Origin of the sequence: Devosia sp. (assembly GCF_040509215.1) — a bacterium.
Classification (GTDB): domain Bacteria; phylum Pseudomonadota; class Alphaproteobacteria; order Rhizobiales; family Devosiaceae; genus Devosia.
The window spans coordinates 1-17,990 of sequence record NZ_JBEVLL010000268.1 but is presented as its reverse complement, the minus strand read 5'-3'; the positions used below and the strand labels follow the sequence as shown (position 1 = coordinate 17,990).

The 17,990-nt window shown below is 62.9% G+C and carries 18 protein-coding genes; 8 read left to right on the top strand and 10 right to left on the bottom strand.

Annotated elements, in window-relative coordinates:
* Positions 1-4: 4 nt before the first annotated feature.
* A complete protein-coding gene (locus ABW043_RS15130) occupies positions 5-946 on the bottom strand; it encodes a glucosamine kinase nucleotide-binding domain-containing protein (RefSeq protein ID WP_353922032.1) in 942 nt (313 codons plus the stop codon).
* A gap of 266 nt (positions 947-1,212) precedes the next feature.
* Here ABW043_RS15130 and cobU point away from each other — a divergent pair, with 266 nt between their 5' ends.
* Both cobU and ABW043_RS15120 read left to right on the top strand, forming a co-directional pair.
* Positions 1,213-1,746, top strand: coding sequence for a bifunctional adenosylcobinamide kinase/adenosylcobinamide-phosphate guanylyltransferase (gene cobU / locus ABW043_RS15125; RefSeq protein ID WP_353922031.1), 534 nt, complete (start codon positions 1,213-1,215; stop codon positions 1,744-1,746).
* 143 nt (positions 1,747-1,889) lie between these two features.
* Entirely contained in the window at positions 1,890-2,786 is an 897-nt protein-coding gene (locus ABW043_RS15120; protein WP_353922030.1) for a cation diffusion facilitator family transporter, read from the top strand.
* A 14-nt stretch (positions 2,787-2,800) separates the two neighbouring features.
* Here ABW043_RS15120 and ABW043_RS15115 read toward each other — a convergent pair whose 3' ends face one another.
* Entirely contained in the window at positions 2,801-3,952 is a 1,152-nt protein-coding gene (locus ABW043_RS15115) for a citrate synthase (RefSeq protein WP_353922029.1), read from the bottom strand.
* 84 nt (positions 3,953-4,036) lie between these two features.
* On the opposite strand from ABW043_RS15115, the gene ABW043_RS15110 reads away from it, so the two are divergent.
* Entirely contained in the window at positions 4,037-5,107 is a 1,071-nt protein-coding gene (locus ABW043_RS15110) for a citrate synthase/methylcitrate synthase (RefSeq protein WP_353922028.1), read from the top strand.
* Here the strand turns inward: ABW043_RS15110 and ABW043_RS15105 are convergent.
* Positions 5,104-5,571, bottom strand: coding sequence for a MarR family winged helix-turn-helix transcriptional regulator (locus ABW043_RS15105; protein WP_353922027.1), 468 nt, complete (start codon positions 5,569-5,571; stop codon positions 5,104-5,106). The two genes, ABW043_RS15110 and ABW043_RS15105, sit on opposite strands and share 4 nt — an antisense overlap.
* A 175-nt stretch (positions 5,572-5,746) precedes the next feature.
* On the opposite strand from ABW043_RS15105, the gene ABW043_RS15100 reads away from it, so the two are divergent.
* Complete coding sequence (locus ABW043_RS15100; protein WP_353922026.1) at positions 5,747-6,517, top strand: alpha/beta hydrolase; 771 nt, start codon at positions 5,747-5,749, stop codon at positions 6,515-6,517.
* Between the two features lie 62 nt (positions 6,518-6,579).
* Here the strand turns inward: ABW043_RS15100 and ABW043_RS15095 are convergent, their stop codons facing one another.
* From ABW043_RS15095 to ABW043_RS15085, 3 genes are all read right to left on the bottom strand, one after another.
* Entirely contained in the window at positions 6,580-8,115 is a 1,536-nt protein-coding gene (locus ABW043_RS15095; RefSeq protein ID WP_353922025.1) for a VOC family protein, read from the bottom strand.
* Positions 8,112-9,926 carry a DNA mismatch repair endonuclease MutL gene (mutL, locus tag ABW043_RS15090; protein ID WP_353922024.1) on the bottom strand — a complete coding sequence of 605 codons (1,815 nt, stop codon included), beginning with the start codon at positions 9,924-9,926 and terminating at the stop codon, positions 8,112-8,114. Before mutL ends, ABW043_RS15095 begins: the two co-directional genes overlap by 4 nt.
* 81 nt (positions 9,927-10,007) lie before the next feature.
* Positions 10,008-10,490 (bottom strand): RidA family protein, encoded by a 483-nt coding sequence (locus ABW043_RS15085; protein WP_353922023.1) that lies wholly within the window; start codon positions 10,488-10,490, stop codon positions 10,008-10,010.
* A gap of 188 nt (positions 10,491-10,678) precedes the next feature.
* Here ABW043_RS15085 and ABW043_RS15080 point away from each other — a divergent pair, with 188 nt between their 5' ends.
* From ABW043_RS15080 to ABW043_RS15070, 3 genes are all read left to right on the top strand, one after another.
* Complete coding sequence (locus tag ABW043_RS15080) at positions 10,679-11,341, top strand: TetR/AcrR family transcriptional regulator (RefSeq protein ID WP_353922022.1); 663 nt, start codon at positions 10,679-10,681, stop codon at positions 11,339-11,341.
* 44 nt (positions 11,342-11,385) lie between these two features.
* Positions 11,386-11,838, top strand: coding sequence for a nucleoside deaminase (locus ABW043_RS15075; RefSeq protein ID WP_353922021.1), 453 nt, complete (start codon positions 11,386-11,388; stop codon positions 11,836-11,838).
* Between the two features lie 76 nt (positions 11,839-11,914).
* Complete coding sequence (locus ABW043_RS15070) at positions 11,915-12,595, top strand: GNAT family N-acetyltransferase (RefSeq protein ID WP_353922020.1); 681 nt, start codon at positions 11,915-11,917, stop codon at positions 12,593-12,595.
* Here ABW043_RS15070 and ABW043_RS15065 read toward each other — a convergent pair.
* The 4 genes from ABW043_RS15065 to ABW043_RS15050 form a co-directional block, all read right to left on the bottom strand.
* Entirely contained in the window at positions 12,592-13,470 is an 879-nt protein-coding gene (locus tag ABW043_RS15065) for a patatin-like phospholipase family protein (RefSeq protein ID WP_353922019.1), read from the bottom strand. The two genes, ABW043_RS15070 and ABW043_RS15065, sit on opposite strands and share 4 nt — an antisense overlap.
* A 142-nt stretch (positions 13,471-13,612) precedes the next feature.
* A complete protein-coding gene (purD, locus tag ABW043_RS15060) occupies positions 13,613-14,887 on the bottom strand; it encodes a phosphoribosylamine--glycine ligase (RefSeq protein ID WP_353922018.1) in 1,275 nt (424 codons plus the stop codon).
* A 77-nt stretch (positions 14,888-14,964) separates the two neighbouring features.
* Positions 14,965-16,335, bottom strand: coding sequence for a glutamate--cysteine ligase (locus tag ABW043_RS15055; RefSeq protein WP_353922017.1), 1,371 nt, complete (start codon positions 16,333-16,335; stop codon positions 14,965-14,967).
* 75 nt (positions 16,336-16,410) lie between these two features.
* A complete protein-coding gene (locus ABW043_RS15050; protein ID WP_353922016.1) occupies positions 16,411-17,160 on the bottom strand; it encodes a 16S rRNA (uracil(1498)-N(3))-methyltransferase in 750 nt (249 codons plus the stop codon).
* A 121-nt stretch (positions 17,161-17,281) separates the two neighbouring features.
* Between ABW043_RS15050 and ubiA the strand changes: the two genes are divergently transcribed.
* Positions 17,282-17,990: 4-hydroxybenzoate octaprenyltransferase (gene ubiA, locus ABW043_RS15045; RefSeq protein WP_353922015.1), on the top strand; the 709-nt coding region annotated here is incomplete at its 3' end.

The following is a 17,990-nucleotide window of genomic DNA, read 5'->3' as shown; positions in this document are numbered from 1 at the left end:
GTCCCTAGTTTGAGGCGAAGTTTTGCTTGGCGAGAATAACAGCGCCATGCAGTGGTTCGAATTGCGGCAGGGCGACGAACGTGCCGTAACGCTCATTGAGGCGCGGGAACAGCCGCTGGCCGAGACCGCCGACAATGGCCATCACCTCGGCGCCGTGGCTTTTGAACCAGCGCACATAGGTGTCGATATAGCCCATCTGCACGTCGAGCAGTTTGAGGGCAACCGGGTCGTTCTGTTCGAGATAGTCGAACCAGAGCGGCATCAGCTTGCCATATTCACCCGGCGCCCGGCCGATCAGCGCATCATCGCACCCTTCGGTGCCATCGTCGCTCAAAAGCTTCAAATCCATCGCCGTCGCAAACGACCAGGTCATGATGCCCTGGTTGTCTCCGCCGAGCGCTGCTGCGACTGCCTTGGTCAGGGGCGAGCCCTCGGCAAGGCCGTCTTCGGCTTCAACCGTGTAGCGTGCCAGTTCGCGGCCAAGGATGGCGCCCGACATCTGGTCGCCGATGTGAAAACCCCAGCCGCCGGCTTGGTAGCGCGTGCCATTGACGATGGACATGGCGGCCGAACCGGTGCCGATGATGACAACGCCACCCTCGCCGCCACCAAGGGCGCCGGCATGGGCGATATCGATATCGTCATAAACCTTTACGCCCGCAAAGGGCCAAGGCCGCGCGGCGAACTCGGCGCGGGCCGTATCCATGCGACCGCCGGCCATGCCGAAGCAGGCATAGGTATTGGCGGTTTCCGCATAATCGACACCGGCAGCCTTGAACACGTCACGAGTGCCATCGCTGATCGCCTTATAGGCGGGATCACCGGCATCGATCTGCAGGTTTGAACGGCCGTTCTTCACTTCGGCCAGCGTCACCAGATTCTCGTCGGCCAAACGTACGCGGCAATTGGTGCCACCGCCGTCGACGCCAAGATAATATCGGGGCACGCAGTCTCTCCATAAGGGGGATGGGCTACGGGAATCGCCGGGGTGGACCTTGCCCTACCCGACGCAGAGCCACACCCTAAGGTGTCATTTCGGCGCGGACCATAATGCGAAAGACGCTAAGACGAAAGTAGCATATCGGACAAAATCGACCAGCCAAGAGCAGGTTTCGCATAGCTGGTTTCCACCTGAGCGCAATCGATATGGGAACGCCTTGCCCCTCAGCCGGGTTTTATCTGGCTTGCTGCACTCGCCAAGGAGCAAATCCCATGCGCCACGCACTGGTTCTGGGCGGCGCCCGATCGGGCAAGACCGCCTTTGCCGAACGACTGGCATTGCGTGCCGGCAAGCATCCTCTCTATCTCGCAACCGCCGAGGCGCTTGATCCGGAAATGCGCGATCGCGTTGCCAGCCACCGTGCCGGCCATGCCGGGCGTTTTTCGACACGCGAAGAGCCGCTGTTGCTGCCCCGCGCGATCATCGAGACAGACCGGCAGAACGATGTGATTCTGGTCGATTGTATTACCCTCTGGATCACCAATCTCCTTATCGCCAGCGAGGATGTTTCGCGGGCGGTCGACGAACTCTGCGCCACGCTCGTCGAGTTTCGTGATGCCAAGGTGATTCTGGTCACCCACGAGGTTGGGCTCGGCATCGTCCCCGAAAACGCCATGGCCCGTACTTTTCGCGATCTGGCCGGCTCAGCCCATCAGCGCCTCGCCGAGGTCTGCGACGATGTTTATTTCGTCGCCGCAGGGCTGCCATTCACACTAAAAGGCGAACCGCCCATGGCCGACGCGTGAAAGAAGACTCAGCATAATCAAGGGCTTGCCGGCGCGTTTCGCAGATACAAATGCTTCTGAAAATCACTCGCAATTACAAGGGCTTGCGAGCAATTGGCATTCCCGCTATGGCCGCGTGACGAACCGCAGCGGGGACTCACGACATGGCCATAACCAACCGTACGCTCGCCATTGCGGCGGCTAGCCTCGTCATTGGCCTTATCGTCCTCGGCCTTAAATTCCTCGCCTGGTATCTGACTGGCTCGATCGCGCTCTATTCCGATGCGCTCGAATCGATCGTCAATGTCGTGACCGCCATTCTTGCGCTGATCGCGGTTCGCCTCGCCCAGCGCCCGGCCGATGCGTCTCTGCCCTATGGGTATCACAAGGCCGAATATTTCTCGGCCGTGCTTGTCGGCGTCATGATCATCGTCGCCGCCATCCTGATCCTGCGCGAAGCCTATTTCGGGTTTTTGGAGCCACAGCTTCCCGAGGCTCCGGTTGAGGGCCTTGCTGTCAGCGTCTTTGCCACCCTGATCAATATCGGCTGGGCTCAGTATCTGCGTCGTTATGGCAGTCGCGTGCGCTCGCCGGCCCTCGTCGCTGATGCCAAGCACCTGATGACGGACGTTGTTTCCACCATTGGTGTCATCATCGGCCTTGTGCTGGTCTATGCCACCGGAATCGCGGCGCTCGACTCGGTGCTGGCGGCTCTCGTCGCGCTCAATATCCTCTGGTCCGGCTGGGGCGTGATCCGCGAAAGTGTCGGCGGCCTCATGGACGTTGCCGTGCCGCCCGAAACGCAGAAGACCATCCGCGAAGTGATTTCCCAGAATGCCGATGGCGCCATCGAGGCCCACGACATTCGCACCCGCCAGGCCGGCAAGCTGACCTTTATCGATTTTCACCTCGTCGTGCCCGGCGCCATGACTGTCGAGGCTGCACACACCATTTGCGATTGCATCGAGGCAAAGCTCCGCGAAGCCGTCGAAGACCTGCAGATCACCATCCACGTCGAGCCCGAAGACAAGGCAAAGCACGCCGGCATCGTAGTGCTTTAGGGTCGTCTGGCGCCTCAGGTGGAGTGACCTGCCTCCTGGAGGGGCGGCAAGCCGACATATCTGGCTCTTGGCCTGATCAGCGCGCCCGTCTCGATCTGTTCGAGTGCATGGGCCAGCCAGCCGACACACCGGGCAAGGGCGAAGATTTGCAGCGGCGCGTCGTCGGGCAGGTCGTGTGCGGCGACGAGGGCGGAGAGGGCGAAGTCGATATTGGGCTTTTCGCCGCTGAGTTTTTCGCCGGTTTCGGCCAATTCTGCAAAGAGCGCTGGAACGGGGAAAGTCGCCATCAGGGCCGGCGCGCGGACGTCGTGATCGGGATAGAGCCGGTGGCCGAAACAGGGCAGAGGGCGGCCTTGGCGCAATAGGCTGGAGATGGCGGTTTCGACGCCGTAACGCTTCGCGTCGCGGACGAGTGCGCCCATGCTGAGGCTGGCGGTGCCGTGCAGGGGGCCGGATAGCGCGGCCAGGCCGGCCAGCACAGCGGCCGCAAGTGGAGCGCCTGTGGATGCTGTAACGCGGGCCGCAAATGTGGACGCATTCAATTCATGTTCGGCAAGGAGCACTAGGGCGCAGCGCAGGGCGTTGGCGGCCTCGGGGCGTTGCCATTGAGCGGCCAGCCTCTCGTGCACCGGGCCGGTTCGTGCGCCGGTGATGGCTGAGGCGACGAGGGACACGACAAGCGTCGCATCCTTGATGAGCACACTGCGGGCCCGGCCAGAGGGTGGCATCTGGGTGGCAGCGAGTTCGGCCACCTGCCGATAGGCGGCGATGAGGCCGGTATCGGCGCCCGTGGTGGTCATGGTGCCGAAATCGACTGGGGCCGATGTGCTCCAGAGCAGCTTGGCCATGTCTTCGAGCGTTGCAGACTTCGCAAGCTCCGCTGCATCCTCGCCGCGGATGTAAAAATGACCATTGGCGACTGTGGAAATGGCGGTGGAGAGAACCGGTTCGCCCCAGGCGATGCTCTCGGCCGCGACGGTGGTGGCCGGGCGGCGGCCCTTCTGGCGGGCGGCGAGGCGTTCGACATCGTCTTGCCTATAGAGGCTGCGGCGTGGGTCTTCCGGATCCGGACGGGCGGCGATGCGGCCGCGGCTGACATTGGCATAGAGCGTTTGTGGCTTGGTGCCGAGGAGGGCAAGGGCGGCTTCCGCGGATATCCAGCTCATGGCGTCTCACATTGATCATTTGCATCAAGATTGACGTCAATCTTGATGTGGCCAATCTAGCGGTAAAGACGAAGGAGACGCAACATGTCTGGACTGGATGATGTCATTGCCGCCGAAACCACGCTGTCCGAAGTCGACGGCACGAATGGCCGGCTGGTGATCTGCGGGTACCGGCTTGACGAATTGGCCGGGTCGAAATCCTATGAGGAAGTTCTGGCGCTGTTGGCTGGCGAGGTGCTGCCACGCGGCGCGGCGCTGAAGACGCGGCTGGGCATGGCGCGGCTGCGCGCCTTTGCCGAGGTTGCCTGGCTCGACGAGGCCATTTTGGCGCTGTCGATCACCGAGGGCCTGCGGGCGCTGATGGCGCGGCTGCCGGATGGGGAAGATGCTGATACGGCACTGTTGCTGGTAGCGGCGCCGGCCGTGTTCGTGCCGGCTCTGGTGCGGCGCAAGGCGGGGCAGGCGGCGATTGCGCCTGATCCGGCGCTGGGCCATGCGGCCGACATGCTGGCCATGCTCAAGGGCAAGGCGCCGAGCAAGGCGGAAATTGAGGCACTCGATACCTATCTCGTGACGGTGAGCGATCATGGGCTCAATGCGTCCACTTTTGCGGCGCGTGTCGTGGCCTCGACGCGGGCCGGCTATACTTCGGCGGTACTCGCGGCGCTGGGCGCATTGAAGGGGCCGCTGCATGGCGGGGCGCCTGGGCCGGTGCTTGACATGCTCGATGCTGTGGGGACGCCGGAGCGGGCCAGTTCCTGGCTGACGGGCGAATTGGCGCGCGGCGAGCGGCTGATGGGCTTTGGGCATCGGATTTATCGCGTGCGCGATCCGCGGGCGGATGCGCTGAAGGGCGCGTTGGCACGGTTGGGTGCGGCGGGCGACATGGATGCGGAGCGGATAAAACTGGCCGAGGCGGTGGAGCGTGAGGCACTGGCGCTGCTGCGGCTCAAGAAGCCGGATCGGGCACTCGACACCAATGTGGAATTCTTCACCGCATTGCTGCTCGAAGCGCTGGGCTTTCCGCGCGATGCCTTTACCGGCGTCTTTGCAGCCGGCCGTGTCGGCGGCTGGCTTGCCCACGCCCATGAGCAGGTGGCGAACGGGCGGCTGATCCGCCCGCAATCGCGCTATGTTGGGCCCAAGGCCGCCTAGTCCGCCTTCGCGTTCAGTTTGTTACGCAGATTGGCGAGGCGCTGCTGGAGTTCGACGACACCCTCCAGCGTCTCGCCGGTCGCGGCGGCCAATTCCACCGGGGCCATGCAGCCGCGGCGCTTTAGCGCCATGCCTTTTTCGGTGGCAGCAATGTCGAGCAGGCGCTCATCGTCCTTGTTGCGGGCGCGGGTGACGAGGCCGGCGGCTTCGAGCTTCTTCACCAGCGGCGTCAGCGTGTTGGATTCGAGCATGAGCCGATCCGACAGCGCCTTCATGGTTGTCTGGCCGTCTTCCCAAAGCACCATCATGGCAATGAACTGCGGATAGGTGAGGCCCATCTCCTCGAGAATGGGACGATAGAAGCGGTTCATGGCCTGGCTCGCCGAATAGGCGGCAAAGCAGATCATGTGGTCGAGCGTCATCTGCTCGGCGATCTCTTCCGGGCTCAGATTGTTCACGCTCATCTTCGGTCTCCACGTCAAAAAGTTGATATAGTCGCGTGCGATGGAATCGCAAGAGGCGGATTTCACATCAGCCATGCAATTTTTGCACTTCAATACGATCTAATCGCATGCGATGTAATTGCCATCGAAGGTGCTGAGGGGCCATGGGGCCGGCATCGAGCAATGGGAGACCGAAATGACCAAGACAGTTGTTCTGATTCATGGTGCCTGGCAGGTTCCGGCAAGCTGGGATCGCTTCAAGAGCCGGTTCGAAGCCGCCGGCTACACCGTCATCGCGCCGAGCTGGCCGCTGATGGATCGCCCGGTTGCAGAGCTCAATGCCAATCCCGACCCGAAATTCGGCTCGCTGACCGTGGGCGCGATTGTCGACCATTATGAAGCCATCATCCGCACGCTGCCGGAAAAGCCGCTGATCCTTGGCCATTCCTTTGGTGGTCTCATCGCTCAGTTGCTGCTTGATCGTGGTCTTGGCAGCGCCGGCGTGGCACTGGACCCGGCCCCGATTGGCGGGCTCATTCCCGGGCCCAAGCCGCTGTCGGCCGCCTTCCCGGTTTTGGCACGTCTCAATGGCTGGAGCCGGCCCTTTACGCTCAGCAAGGCCGCCTATGACAAGAGCTTTGCCAATACCGCGCCCAAGACGCAGCGCGACGAGGAATATGCCAAATATGTCGTGCCGGCGCCCGGCCGCATCTTCTTCCAGGCCGCGCTCAATATCGGCACCTGGGTGAGCCCGAAGAAGCGCACACAGCCGCTGTTGATCGTCGTGGGCGAAAAGGACAATACGGTGACGCCGAACCTGGCCAAGCAGGCCTATGGTCGCCAGAAGGGTTCGAAGGCAGTGACCGACTTCCACGAGTTTGCAGGCCGGTCGCACTACCTCGCCAATGAACCGGGTTGGGAAGAAGTGGCGGACTACGCCATCGAATGGGCCGGGCGGAACGCCTGAGCCTGCAATTCCAAGCACGACGTCATCCCCGCGAAAGCGGGGATTTCTGTTTTTGGAGAGGGTTAGTTCAGCCAGTTGGCTATGGCCGGGGCATCGTCGTCTCCCAGACCATGGCCGGCGTTGAGAACCTCGACCGAAACTTCGGCGCCGAGGCTTCTCAGAGCTTCGGCCAGCTTTTCGCCTTGCGTTTGGAAGGCGTCGGTTTCGCCGAGGAGGATGAGGACGCTGGTGCCGGAAAGGTCGGTTTGCGGAACATCGTCGAGCACCATGGCGGGGCGGATGAGCACCGCGCGGCGGACGAAGCCGGGGTGGAGAAGCATGGCGGCGGCGAGGAGGTTGGCGCCGTTGGAATAGCCGAGGGCGATGAGCTTTTCGGGATCTGGCTGGTAGGCGATGTTGACCTCGCCGAAGAAGGCTTCGAGGGCGCCGGATTCGAAGCGGATGTCCTTCTGGTCGAAGATTGACGGGCCAAAGCTGCGGAACCAGCGTTGCACGCCGCTTTCGGTGCTGCGGCCGCGCATACCGAGGAGGGTCGCGTTGGGCGCGGCGCGGTGTGCCAGTGGCATCAGGTCGGTTTCGTTGCCGCCGGTGCCGTGGAGGAGGGCAATGGTGGTGCCATCAGGGTTTTCGGGCGTGAAGAAGCGGTGCTTGTAGATGAGGTCGCGGTAGACGACGCGCTCTTCGCCGGGCAGGCCGAACTGGGGCAACATGACCTTCATCGCCTCGGGGTCGGGCGTGTCGGGCGGCATGAACAGGGTGTGGCCGAGCTTTTCGAGCGTCTCGTCGAGCGTGAAGCCGGGACCGTCGCTGGCCATTTCGATAAGCACATTTCCGGGCTCGCGCACGTAGAGCGAGGTGAAATATTGCCGGTCGTGGAGATTGGTCAGGCTCGAATTGAGCTTGCGCAATTCGCGCTCGACCGCTTCCACCTCGGCTTCATTCGTGGCGCGGACGGCGACGTGGTCGGCCGTGCCCGTGCCGGGCGCGCCGGGCCAGAAGCCGGCGGCGTCTCTGATGTCCAGGACATCGCCGATGTCAGAGACGAGGCGTTGGATTTTGCCTTCGGTCGGGCCGGTGCGAAAACCGAAGTAGCGGGTGAGGAAGGCGGTGGTTTCTTCCTGCACTTCCGAGAGCAGGGTGACGCCGCGAATGCGGCGGATGGCGTGTTCGGCGGGGATGTCGGTTTCGGGCATGGTCAGGGCCGGCAGATTTGCGCTGACGAGCTTGATGACGACGCCATCGGGATCGCGGAGGCGGAGGACGGTTTCGCCGAATTCCTGCGCCGTGCCCTCGACCTTGACCTGATGGGTCAAGGCGCGTTCGAGCCAATAGCCGATCGAACCCTGCGAGATGGCAAGGGAGAGTTCGCTGACCTGTCCGGCGCCGGCCTGGCCCGTTGAGCCGCCTTGCCAGACGAGGAAGGTGATGAGCGAGCCGGGCGAGGCAGCGTAGTCTCCGTAAAAGAGGTGGAGCTGGCGCGCGTCTTCATAACCGCCGGTGCGCTTGACGAGGCGAAGACCGAGAAAGCCGACATAGAAATCGACATTGGCCTGCACGTCACCGGTGATGAGGGTGACGTGGTGGATGCCGGAGGTCATCGGCTTCTCCCGAAGAGGCGCTCGATGTCGCCCTTTTTCAGTTCGACATAGGTGGGGCGGCCGTGGATGCACTGGCCGGAATGGGGGGTGGCTTCCATGTCGCGGAGGAGGGCGTTCATTTCGTCGACGCGCAGGCGCCTTCCGGAGCGGACGGAGCCGTGGCAGGCCATGCGGCCGATAATGGCTTCCATGCGATCGGTCAGCGCCGCGGCGCTTTCCCATTCGGCAAGGCCATCGGCGAGATCGCGGACGAGGCCCTCCACGTCGCTATTGCCCAGGATTGCTGGGGTCTCGCGCACGGCAATGGCGCGGGGGCCAAAGCGGTCGAGATAAAGGCCGAATTTTTCGAGCTCAGGCGCCGCTTCTTCGAGAAGGGTGCAGTCTTCCTCGGGCAGCTCGACAATGATCGGGATGAGCTGGGCCTGGCTCGCGACCGGGCCGGAGGCGAGTTGGGCCTTGAAGCGCTCGTAGACGAGGCGTTCGTGGGCGGCGTGCTGGTCGACCAGCAGCAGGCCCTTGTCGCTTTGGGCGATGATGTAGTTGTCGAACATCTGGGCGCGGGCGGTGCCAAGGGGGTAGTCGACGATCTCGGGCGTTTCCGGCAGGGCTTCGACGCGGGCGCTGGGCTCGGTGAAACCACTGAAGCGGCCGGGAGAGCGGTCGAGATTGAGTGGGGCCGTGCTTGGCGCGTAACCGTAGCTCATCGGGCGCGGCGGGGCCAAGGTCGGCGTGTAGCCGATCGGCTCTGGCGTGGGGGCCATTTCCGGGGCGGTGAAGGCGCCCAGAATGTCTTCGGCGACGCTGTTGGAGGCCTTGAAGCCGGCGGCGGCGAGGGCCACCCCGATGGCGCGGATGACGGCACCGCGAATGGCGCCCTGGTCCTGGAAGCGCAGTTCGGCCTTGGCCGGGTGCACGTTGACGTCGACCTCGGCGGGATCGATGGCGACATAGAGCGCGACGACGGGGAAACGATCGCGGAAGACATAGTCGGCATAGGCAGCGCGGATGGCGCCGACCAGCACCTTGTCGCGCACCGAGCGGCCGTTGACGAAGTAGAACTGCGACAGGGAATTGGCGCGGGTATAGGTGGGGAGGCCAGCCATGCCCGCGACGACGACGCCGTGGCGCGCCATGGCGAGGGGCACTGAGTTTTCGACGAAATCGGCGCCCATGACCTGGCCGAGGCGGGCAGCGAGCGCGCCTTCGCCGGTGATTGCCGGCCAATTCGACATCATCCGGTCCGAGCCTTCGAGGATGAAGTGGATTTCCGGGTTGGCCATGGCGAGGCGCTTGACCACATCCGTGATCGCGGCTGTTTCCGAGCGGGCGCTCTTGAGGAATTTGCGGCGGGCGGGGACCTGCGCGAAGAGGTCGCGCATTTCGATGACGGTGCCGCGGTTCATCGCCTGCGGCATGGGGCCGGTGCGGCGGCCATTATCGACGACGACGGCGAGGCCGGCTTCGGCATCGGCGGGTCGCGAAGCGACCGAGAGGCGCGAGACCGAGCCGATCGAGGCCAGCGCCTCGCCGCGGAAGCCGAGGGTGCGGATATCGTCGAGATCGTCTTCGCTGAGCTTCGAGGTGGCGTGGCGCTCGACCGAGAGCATTAGATCGTCCCGGTCCATGCCGTGGCCGTCATCGTTGATGCGGATGAGATCCATGCCACCATTGGCCGTAGCGATGGTGATGCGGCGCGCGCCGGCATCGATGGAGTTCTCGACCAGTTCCTTGACGACGCTGGCGGGGCGCTCGACCACTTCGCCAGCGGCGATGCGGTTGATCAGGTCTTCGGGTAGCTGGCGAATGGGCAAGGCGATTCTCCTTGCCCACAATATAGGGGAGGGCGCGCCGCTTTCCGACCCGGAATGGCATTTGTGCCCAGACTGCTCGCGCTAGTCGAGGACGACCACCGCTTCGACCTCGAACAGCATGGGGTCGATGGCGAGTTTCGGCACGGGCACCAGGGTCTGCGCCGGCAGGTTCGTCCCGAACATTCCCACGACGCTTTGGGTCAGGACGCCGAGCTTGGACATGTCGTGGTCGACAACATAGACGGTGAGCTTGGCGACCTGATCGGGGCTGGCGCCGATCCCCTCAAGCGCGGCGCCGAGATTGGCATAGGCCTGTTTGACCTGGGTGGCGAAATCTGGCGAGAGGCCGCCGGTGCTGTCCTGGCCACCCTGGCCGGAAATATAGGCGATGCGGGCATTGGGCGCCACGATCACCGCCGTGCTGTAGCCATTGGGTGCGGGGTCGCCGAGATTGGGCGGGTTGACGATGGTCAGCTTGCTTTCGGCGGCATTGGTTGTCGCTGCAAAGGCTGCGGTCATGATGATTGTTCCTCCGATGATGAGACGCGTTATGGCGTTTGGCATGATGATCTCGTGGCTTTGCGGATCGCGGCGCCGCCGGTTTCCGACACGATTGAAGTTTGTTCCAGATGTCGTTAGGCAAGACTCGTACGGTGTACGAATTCATTGCATCGTACGATGTACGAGTCAATTACCCGGAATGGACAAGGCTGGTCCTGCTGGTCAGAATTGGACGGGAAACGAGGACGCGGATGGCAGACAAGCAAGGCAAAGCGCGAGGCGGGCGGGAGCAGGGCGCTGAGCCCAATGAACCCGGGCTGACGCGCGAGAGGATCGCTGCAACCGCCGTCGTCATGCTGGATGCCAATGGCCTCAACGGCTTGACCATGCGAGGACTGGCCGAGGCGCTAGGCTCCGGCGTCATGAGCCTTTATTGGCACGTGCAGAACAAGGACGACGTGTTCGATCTGGCACTCGACACGGTGCTCGAATATCGCGGCCCGACGGCATTGCAGGATTGGCGCGGCGACATCGTGCACGTGCTGGAGGATTGGCGCGCCACCATGCTGCGTCACCCCTGGTCGGCCTCGCTGCTGCCGCGGCGGGCGCTTGGCCCCAATATTCTCGTCCGCCTAGAGCGCCTGAGCAAATGCCTTGCCGCGGGCGGGGTGGCGGATGGCGAGGTCAATGCCGCCATCTGGTCGCTGTGGAACTACGTGATGGGGGCGACGGTAACGCGCGCCAGCTTCGGGCCTTCGAACGAGGATAGGGCTGCGTCCCAACAGCGCCTCGCCGAACTCGGTGCTCTTTACCCCTCCATCGAGCGATCGCGTCTGTTGCTCGACGACGATTGGGACGGCACGTTTCGCAGGGGCCTCGATTTTCTGCTCGACGGCATCGCGCCGAAGCGATGAGCGCCTTTCTTGCCGTCTGCATCGTCACGCGTTAAATCCGGCTGATGAACCAATCCCTCGCTCCCATGGATCTCGCGCTTCGCCTTGCCGAAGAGGCGGCCGCGCTTGGCGAGGCGCCAGTGGGCGCCGTGGTGGTGGAGGGCGATCGCGTGCTTGCGGCGACCAGCAACCAGATGCAGGCTTTGGGTGATCCGACGGCACATGCCGAAATGCTGGCGATCCGCGAGGCGCTGAAGGTGCGGGGCACGGGCCGGCTTGATGGCTGCGATCTCTATGTGACGCTCGAGCCTTGCGCCATGTGCGCCGGGGCCATAGCGCATACGCGGCTGCGTCGCGTATATTTTGCTGCCGAAGACACCAAGGCCGGTGCGGTGGAGAACGGGGTCAGGCTGTTTGAGCAGCCGACCTGCCACCACAAGCCCGAGGTGATCGGCGGAGTTTCGGCCTCACGCGCCGAGGCCATGCTGGTGGACTTTTTCAGGAAGCTGCGCAGCTAGGCCGCTTGGCATAACGAAAGGCGTTTGCGGTTGATCGAGATCTCGGATCGATTGGCCGATTGCTGAAGGATCGATCATGACTGACCATCTTCTGGACCGGCCCATACTGGCTGCGTTGACCTCGAGCCATGCAAACTTTGCCCGTGGCGGAGGCGGTGCCTGGCCGTACGATCCGCTGATCAGCCCATTCGCAGCCGTCGAGAATGACGATCCCCAGACATTGCATAGCCTGACCGATCTCGTGACGCCCGGCGAGACGATCGTCATGGTGCGCAGCGAGCCCATTGTGGCGCCACCGGAAATGACGGTGGTTTCCGAAGCGCGCGTTGTGCAGATGGTGGCGGAGAAGGAACTGGCCACGGCGCCGGATGATCGCTTGGTGCGATTGAGCGCGGAAAACGATGAGGAGGCGCATGCGCTGGCGACGCTGACCCGGCCGGGGCCTTTCGCGCCGCACACCATGCGCATGGGAAAATTCTGGGGCGTCTTTGAAGAGGGGCGGCTGGTCGCCATGGCGGGCGAGCGGTTGCGGCAGCCGGGTTGGGCGGAAATGAGCGCGGTCTGCGTGCATCCCGACCAGCGCGGCAAGGGCCTGGCACGGGTGCTCTCGACGCGGGTCACGGCCGATATGCAGGAGTGGGGCGAACGGCCCTATCTCCATTGCTTCGATAACAATGTCGGGGCGATCACGCTCTACCAGACGCTCGGCTATGAAGTTCGCACCACCCTCAATGTCATGGTGGCCCGTAAATCCTAGCGCGGATTGCTCTGGATCGGCTCGACCTTGTTCTGGATATAGTCTTCGATCTTGCGCGTCAGGATGTGCTTGAAGCGGTCTTTTTCCGATTCCACATGGGTGATGATTTCGCGTACACGCCAGAATTCCATGGCGCCGAAATTGGCGACATGGGGCCGGATATAGATGTCGGGCGGATAGGCGGCCATCGAATGCGCGATCAGCGAATGCATCATGATCTGCGCCGAACCAAACCAGATATCGAGTGGCCGATGGTCGGTCTTGTTGATGCCGACCGACGGGTCGCCATTGACGTCGATGCCGATGAGAAAGTCGGTGCCGATATCGGCCTGGTCGAGGGGCAGCGGATTGACCACGGCGCCATCCACCAGGATGTGGTTGTTGTGGACGATCGGCTTGAAGATGCTCGGCATCGAGATGGAGCCGGCAATGGCGGGACGGAGAGGGCCCGAATTGAAAACGACCTGATGCCAGGACTGGAAATCGGTCGCGACCACATAGAGCGGGATTTTCAGGTCGCTGAAATTGTTTGGGAAGTTTGGCGGGGTGAAGGCGTCGACGATATGGGTGGCGTCGAGCTGCATGGAAATGCCATTGCGGAGCAGGCCGCCAATGCCCTTGATCTGCGTCGACCAGAGCTTTGTGGCAATGGTGCGCAGCGTGCCGAGGACCTCAAAGGAATGTTCGCGCAGTTCCTTGCCGGTCATGCCGGCGGCCCAGCCGGAGCCGATCAACGCGCCGATCGAGGTGCCGGAGATGACCGAAGGCTTGATGCCAAGTTCGTCCATCGCCTCGATATAGGGGATATGGGTAAGCCCGCGGGCAGACCCGCCGCCGAGGGCGACGCCGATTTTGGGGCCAGACGCAGTGCTCATTCCGCTTCGCTCCCTTCCCTTGGAGCGCAGCCGGTCCACCAGCACCTTGCCTCGCAGTTGCAGCGGGGTCAGCTCGCGTTCCGGCGGCGTCTCGTCGAAGACGGTACGGCGCGACTCTAGGCCCGCAAGATTGAGGAAAGGTTCAGGTCCGCTCGCGGGCGATTTCACGCCAGCCGATATCCCTTCGGGAGAAGCCTTCTGGCCAATCCACTGCGTCAACGCCTCGATAAGCACGGTCCTGTGCCTCTCTCACCGAATTACCAAGCGCCGTGATATTGAGCACGCGCCCACCATTGGCGAGTAAACGGCCCCCGTCGCGCTTCGTTCCGGCGTGAAACACGGTCAGATCATCCGTATCGAGGCCGTCGGCGCCGTTGATCTCGCTGCCTTTGCCATAGTCGCCGGGATAGCCCTTGGTCGCCATGATAACCGTCAATGCATAGGCGTCTTTCCAGGTCACATCGTGCCCCTTGAGAGTGCCGGTGGCGGTGGCGTGGAGGAGGGGAAGGAGGTCGCTTTCCATGCGCATCATCATCACCTGCGTTTCGGGATCGCCGAAGCGCGCATTGTATTCGACGAGCTTTGGACCCTGGTCGGTGAGCATGAGGCCGGCATAGAGAACGCCCTGATAGGGCGTACCGCGCTGAGCCAGGCCGCGGGCGGTGGGCTCGACGATGTGGGTCATCGCGAATTCGTATTGCTCTTCGGTCATCACCGGGGCGGGGGAATAAGCACCCATGCCGCCGGTATTGGGGCCGGTATCACCATCGAATGCGCGCTTGTGATCCTGGGCGGTGGTGAGGGGAAGCAGGGTCTCGCCATCGCAGAGGACGAAGAGGCTGACTTCCTCGCCTTCCATGAATTCCTCGATGACGACGGCCGCGCCGGAAGCGCCGAAGGCGCCGGAGAAACAGTCGATGATCGCCTCTTCGGCGTCTTCGACGTTCATCGCGACAGTGACACCCTTGCCGGCGGCAAGGCCATCGGCCTTGATCACGATCGGCGCGCCCTGGGTGTAGATATAGCCAAGGGCCGAGGCTTCATCCTCGAAGCGGGCATAGCCGGCGGTGGGGATATCGAACTCGTCGCAGAGGGCTTTGGTAAAGCTCTTCGAGCCTTCGAGCTGGCCGGCGGCTTTGGAGGGGCAGAAGCAGGTGAAGCCGGCCGCACGGACGTCATCGCCAAGACCGGCAACGACCTGCGCATCGGGGCCGACGACGACGAAGTCGATGTTGTGCGCCTTGGCGGCGGCGATCACCGCCGTGTGGTCGGTAATGTCGACCGGCAGGTTTTCGGCAATGGCTTCGGTGCCGCCATTGCCGGGCATGACGAAGAGCTTGGTCAGGTCAGGCGACTGGGCGATTTTCCAGGCAAGAGCATGCTCGCGCCCACCAGAACCGATGACCAGAACCCGCATCTCGTGCCTCCATGCCGTGCTGCGGGCGTGATGCACGAGAGTGACGGGAAGGGCAAGGGAAAGCTGGTCGGAACGAGTTACATCTCGGCCTCTTTGAAGATCGGCGTGACGTCGCCGTTCCACTCGTTGCGGAATTTGTCGAGCCAGCGCCCGGCCTGGGATTTGCCGGTGCGGACCGTCTCTTCGAGGCAGGCGAGGTGGATGGTCTCGTCCTGGCCCTTGGCATTGAGGCGGTTGCGGCGCACGAGGCCGGCTTCGGCAATGCCGACGGCCTGGGCGGCAGCGTCAAAGATGCTGGAGCGGTCGAAGGGCGTGGTGAGGCCGAGGCGCGGGACTTCGCGGCGGAGATACTCGCGATCTTCCTGCGTCCAGTTGCGCGTCAATTCCCAGGCGGCTTCGAGCGAGACTTCATCATAGAGGAGGCCGGTCCAGAAGGCGGAAAGGGCAGTGACATGGGCTTCATCACCCATATCTGCGCCGCGCATTTCGAGGAACTGCTTCAGGCGCACTTCCGGGAACAGGGTGGAAAGGTGGTCCTCCCAATCTTTCACCGTGGGCTTTTCGCCGGGAAGCTGCGGGAGTTCACCCTTGAGGAAAGCGCGGAAACTTTCGCCGGCGACGTTCACGTACTGGCCGTTGCGGATGACGAAATACATCGGCACGTCGAGGGCATGGTCGGCATATTGCTCGAAGCCAAAGCCTTCGTCGAAGGCGAAGGGCAGCATGCCGGTGCGGGCATTGTCGGTATTGAGCCAGATGTGGCTGCGGAAGCTGAGATAGCCGGTATCGCGGCCATCGGCGAAAGGTGAATTGGCAAAGAGCGCGGTGGCGATTGGCTGCAAAGCCAGCGAGACGCGCAGCTTCTTGACCATGTCGGCTTCGTCGGAGAAATCGAGATTGGTCTGGACGGTGCACGAGCGGTACATCATCGAGGTACCAAGCGTGCCGACCTTGTCCATATAGGGCGTCATGATGCCATAACGCGACTTGGGCATGACTTCGATTTCATTGACGGCCCAGAGCGGGGTGACGCCGAGACCAAGGAAATGGATATCGAGCGGGGCCGCGACCTTTTTGGTGACGCGCATGTGCTCGGCCATTTCGTCGGCCGTGCCATGGAGGGTCTCCATCGGCGCGCCGGAAAGTTCGAACTGACCACCTGGTTCGAGCGAAATGCCGCCGGCAACTTCATTATTGCGAAGGCCGATGGGGTTTTCGCCATCGTAGAAGGGATGCCAGCCGGTTTCCTTCTCGACGCCTTCAAGCAGCGCCCGAATGCCGTTTTCGCCCTCATAGGCGACGGGGCGCAGGGGATCGGTGTGGAAGACGTGCTTTTCGTGCTCGGTGCCGATTCGCCATTCGGAAGCGGGTTTGCTACCGCGTTCCATCGCTTCGATCAGGTCTGCGCGCGATTCAATCAGAGGCGAAGCAGTGTCGGCGCCGGCCATGTGATCCTCGTCTAAAGGGTGAGGTCTAAATTGGGCCGGCACCATAGCGAGCGCAAGCCGGAATGCAATCGGCTTTTATCGCCAATCACCGATGATAGCTTGAATGACGGCCATTGCAGCGACGGCGGCCGTGTCGGCCCGCAGGATCCGCGGGCCGAGGCTGATGGGGACGACGAAGGGGAGGGCGCGGAGTTTTTCGCGCTCGGCATCGGAAAATCCGCCCTCGGGGCCGATGAGGAGGCCGATCTTTTGGCCTTTCAGCGCGGAAAGCGCTTCGACGGGCGAGGATGAGGCCTCGCCTTCGTCGGCAAAGATCAGCTTGCGGTTTTCGTGGTCCGTTGGCCAATCGGAGAGGAGGCGCTCAAGGGCGATTTCCTCGGCAATGGTGGGGACCGAGAGCACTTCGCACTGCTCGGCGGCCTCGATGGCATTGGCGTGGAGGCGCTCGGTCTTGAGGCGGTGGACCTGGGTATACTGAGTCATCACCGGCTGGATCGCGCCGGCGCCCATCTCCACGGCCTTCTGGATCACATAATCGAGGCGCTCGTTCTTCAGGGGAGCAAAGCCGTACCAGAGGTCGGATTTTTCCGTCTGCGCCGCGACTTGTTCGGCTACGGCAAGAGTGACGGATTTCTTCGAATCGCTGGTCAGCCGACAGAGCCAGGCTCCGTCGCGGCCGTTGAACAGCACGACTTCGTCGCCGACGTTTTTGCGCAAAACGGCGGCAAGATAGAGCGACTGGTCCTTGTTGAGTGAGACTTCGCCGCCCTTGGCGAGATCGGCGTCAACGAAAAGGCGGGGCAGGCTGGCATGGCTACGAGGCATTTTTCTTGGGACGTGGCAGCGTGCCGCGCCCTCCTCTTTGGATGGGCTTGGGATCAGGTCTACTTTGTCTCAAGCGATTGGAGTAGACCTCTGGTGAGTCGAACCGCGAGGTCGTGGCACCATGTCCGATATTCATTCCGCACCCGTTGCTGACGCCCAGAGGGACAATTGGGTCGATCGCCATGCGCCCGATTGGCTGAAACCCTATGCGCGGCTGGCGCGCTGGGATCGCCCGATCGGCTTCTGGCTGCTGTTCTGGCCCTGTGCCTGGGGCCTGGCGCTGGCGGCGGTGGAAATTCCGGAGCGTGGCTTTGGCTGGATCGCAGCCGTTTTCATGTTCATCGGCGCGGTGCTGATGCGGGGTGCGGGCTGTACCTTTAACGACATCGTCGATCGCGACATCGACATGAAGGTGGCGCGCACGCGGTTGCGGCCGATTCCCTCGGGCCAGGTGACCTCGCAGCAGGCGCTGGCTTTTCTGGTTGCCCAGGCGCTGCTTGGGGCGATCATTCTTTTCCAGTTCAATCGCTTCACCGTCTGGGCGGGCGTCGCCTCCCTGGTGCTCGTGGCGATCTATCCCTTCATGAAGCGGATCACCTGGTGGCCGCAGTCCTTCCTTGGCCTCGCCTTTTCCTACGGTGCGCTGATCGGGTGGACGAGCGAAACCGGCGGTCTCTCCTGGCCGCCGATCCTGCTCTACCTCGGCACCATCCTCTGGGTGATCGGCTATGACACCCTCTATGCGCTTCAGGACATCGAGGACGATGCGCTGGTGGGGGTCAAATCCACGGCGCGGCTGTTTGGCTCCAATGTGAAGCCGGCCGTTTCGG

Bases quoted from the DNA above. Each gene is read 5' to 3' on its own strand.
- cobU (WP_353922031.1), top strand. From the start codon at position 1,213: ATGCGCCACGCACTGGTTCTGGGCGGCGCCCGATCGGGCAAGACCGCC.
- ABW043_RS15120 (WP_353922030.1), top strand. From the start codon at position 1,890: ATGGCCATAACCAACCGTACGCTCGCCATTGCGGCGGCTAGCCTCGTC.
- ABW043_RS15115 (WP_353922029.1), bottom strand. From the start codon at position 3,952: ATGAGCTGGATATCCGCGGAAGCCGCCCTTGCCCTCCTCGGCACCAAG.
- ABW043_RS15110 (WP_353922028.1), top strand. From the start codon at position 4,037: ATGTCTGGACTGGATGATGTCATTGCCGCCGAAACCACGCTGTCCGAA.
- ABW043_RS15105 (WP_353922027.1), bottom strand. From the start codon at position 5,571: ATGAGCGTGAACAATCTGAGCCCGGAAGAGATCGCCGAGCAGATGACG.
- ABW043_RS15100 (WP_353922026.1), top strand. From the start codon at position 5,747: ATGACCAAGACAGTTGTTCTGATTCATGGTGCCTGGCAGGTTCCGGCA.
- ABW043_RS15095 (WP_353922025.1), bottom strand. From the start codon at position 8,115: ATGACCTCCGGCATCCACCACGTCACCCTCATCACCGGTGACGTGCAG.
- ABW043_RS15085 (WP_353922023.1), bottom strand. From the start codon at position 10,490: ATGCCAAACGCCATAACGCGTCTCATCATCGGAGGAACAATCATCATG.
- ABW043_RS15080 (WP_353922022.1), top strand. From the start codon at position 10,679: ATGGCAGACAAGCAAGGCAAAGCGCGAGGCGGGCGGGAGCAGGGCGCT.
- ABW043_RS15075 (WP_353922021.1), top strand. From the start codon at position 11,386: ATGAACCAATCCCTCGCTCCCATGGATCTCGCGCTTCGCCTTGCCGAA.
- ABW043_RS15070 (WP_353922020.1), top strand. From the start codon at position 11,915: ATGACTGACCATCTTCTGGACCGGCCCATACTGGCTGCGTTGACCTCG.
- ABW043_RS15065 (WP_353922019.1), bottom strand. From the start codon at position 13,470: ATGAGCACTGCGTCTGGCCCCAAAATCGGCGTCGCCCTCGGCGGCGGG.
- purD (WP_353922018.1), bottom strand. From the start codon at position 14,887: ATGCGGGTTCTGGTCATCGGTTCTGGTGGGCGCGAGCATGCTCTTGCC.
- ABW043_RS15055 (WP_353922017.1), bottom strand. From the start codon at position 16,335: ATGGCCGGCGCCGACACTGCTTCGCCTCTGATTGAATCGCGCGCAGAC.
- ABW043_RS15050 (WP_353922016.1), bottom strand. From the start codon at position 17,160: ATGCCTCGTAGCCATGCCAGCCTGCCCCGCCTTTTCGTTGACGCCGAT.